The following is a 1,744-nucleotide window of genomic DNA, read 5'->3' as shown; positions in this document are numbered from 1 at the left end:
AGTATCCAAAATTGTCGAATAACAAAAAAACAAATAGCGAGAGGACGTGGAAACACGTCCTTTCTCTATTTAAAAATACATATTTCTCGGCGGGGAACAGACCCCTGACTCTTTTTATGGTAACAGTTCATTCTTATGTAAACGGATAGACGAGACAAACGGGTTTATCGATTCATCTTTAAAAATCGATTCCTACATGGCTCTGAGACCAGGGGAAGGGCCTAGGGCGTTGCGATTTCATGACCTATCCCGACGAGGGTCGCGAGTCGTTGGAAGGTCAGATGCAGTCTTACACCGTTTCGGGGAGGCGAAGCCTTCACGAAACGGATGTATAGTTGTACGCCCTCTGGCCCTTCCCCTGGACCCCATCCCCCTCCACCCTAACGCTTTTCTAATGTGCGAAGCCCTGCCGGGCTTCGATTTGTATTGGGCTTCTTCGCCGAAAAAAGATTTTGAGTTAGGCGAAGGTGCTTTTTCCCTCCCCCGGAAAGAATCGCGAAGATATAATTATAGCAAGACAAAAATGGATCGCCACATCCACTATGTGAGTATCTCGGAACAATGAATAGAAACAAATGTGTGAAAGAAAAACGTAGAAAAAACTACATCATCTCATATTGCCAAGGCCGATCTGTTTCGGTAAGATAATAAAAGACTAAAAAGAGGTGTTAAATGAGAGTATTGAAAATCTTAGTGGCGGCGCTATTAATTGCCGTCTTGTCCGGAGCCCTGGCGTTGGGCTACGAGTTGGTCGATCGACCGATCACAAAGAGAAACCACGAGCCGTCGCGGGAAGAGGCGACGAAAAGGATCAACAAATTGGATACCACCAATCCCTTCACCGGCGACGATCCCCTTCACATCCTGCTTTTCGGCATCGACAAGACGGCGACGACGGACATGACGGAAGAAGGCAACCCCACCCGTAGCGACGTAGTCATGCTCGTCACCATCGATCCCGTCACCAAGCGGGCCCAACTTCTTTCCCTGCCCCGCGACACCTACGTCAGCATCAGGGGCCATCAAGGCAAGACCAAGCTCGGTCACGCCTACGCCTATGGCGGAGAAAAGTTGGCGGAAGAAACAGTGGAAGATTTCCTCGACGTGAAAATCGACTATTACGCCACGGTGGATTACAAAGCCGTGGAACGCTTAGTAGATGCCGTAGGCGGCATCGAAGTGGACATTCCCTTCGACTATAGCTACGAAGACACCTATGTGGTGCCCAATCTGCATATCGACTTTAAAAAAGGCAAACAGAAGCTCGACGGCGCCAATGCCGTGCGCTACCTTCGCATACGAAAGATCTACGAAGATCAAGACATCGACCGCATTCAAGTGCAACAGCGCTTTATGATGCAGCTCTTCGATAAATTAAAACGTCCCATGATGATTTTAAAAATCCCCGAGCTCATCGATATCGCCCTGGACAACATCGAAACGAACCTGTCCTACGGACAAATCGCCTACCTGGCGAAAATGGGCCTTGATATGGATAGAGAAAACATTCAAACCGACACCTTAGTCGGCGACAACAAGCGCATCGGAAGCGTCGATTACTACATCGTCAATCAAGCCTCGGCGAGAGAACAAGTGCGTCGCTTCGCCGAAGGAAAAATCGGCTACTACGAAGAAATCCAAGAACAAAAGAAAGCTAATCAAGAAAAAGCGGAAGCCGAAAACAGCGGCGAATCGACAAATGAATCATAAAACCAACGGAAGTTCTCGCGACGGCGGGAACTTT

1 protein-coding gene is annotated in these 1,744 nt (G+C 48.6%); it reads left to right on the top strand.

Annotated elements, in window-relative coordinates; translation table 11 throughout:
* The first annotated feature begins 672 nt into the window (after window positions 1-672).
* Window positions 673-1,710: an LCP family protein gene (locus WKT05_RS10530; RefSeq protein ID WP_340414055.1), complete on the top strand. Its 1,038-nt coding sequence runs from the start codon at window positions 673-675 to the stop codon at window positions 1,708-1,710.
* Window positions 1,711-1,744 lie beyond the last annotated feature (34 nt).

The sequence above is a fragment of the Peptoniphilus sp. HCN-40583 genome, assembly GCF_037892835.1.
Classification (GTDB): domain Bacteria; phylum Bacillota; class Clostridia; order Tissierellales; family Peptoniphilaceae; genus Aedoeadaptatus; species Aedoeadaptatus rachelemmaiella.
Note: the sequence above shows the minus strand (reverse complement) of the source record. Positions and strands in the feature narration are given on the sequence as shown.

What these genes read in the sequence shown, in the direction of transcription:
- WKT05_RS10530 (WP_340414055.1), top strand. Translation starts at nt 673, where the DNA reads ATGAGAGTATTGAAAATCTTAGTGGCGGCGCTATTAATTGCCGTCTTG.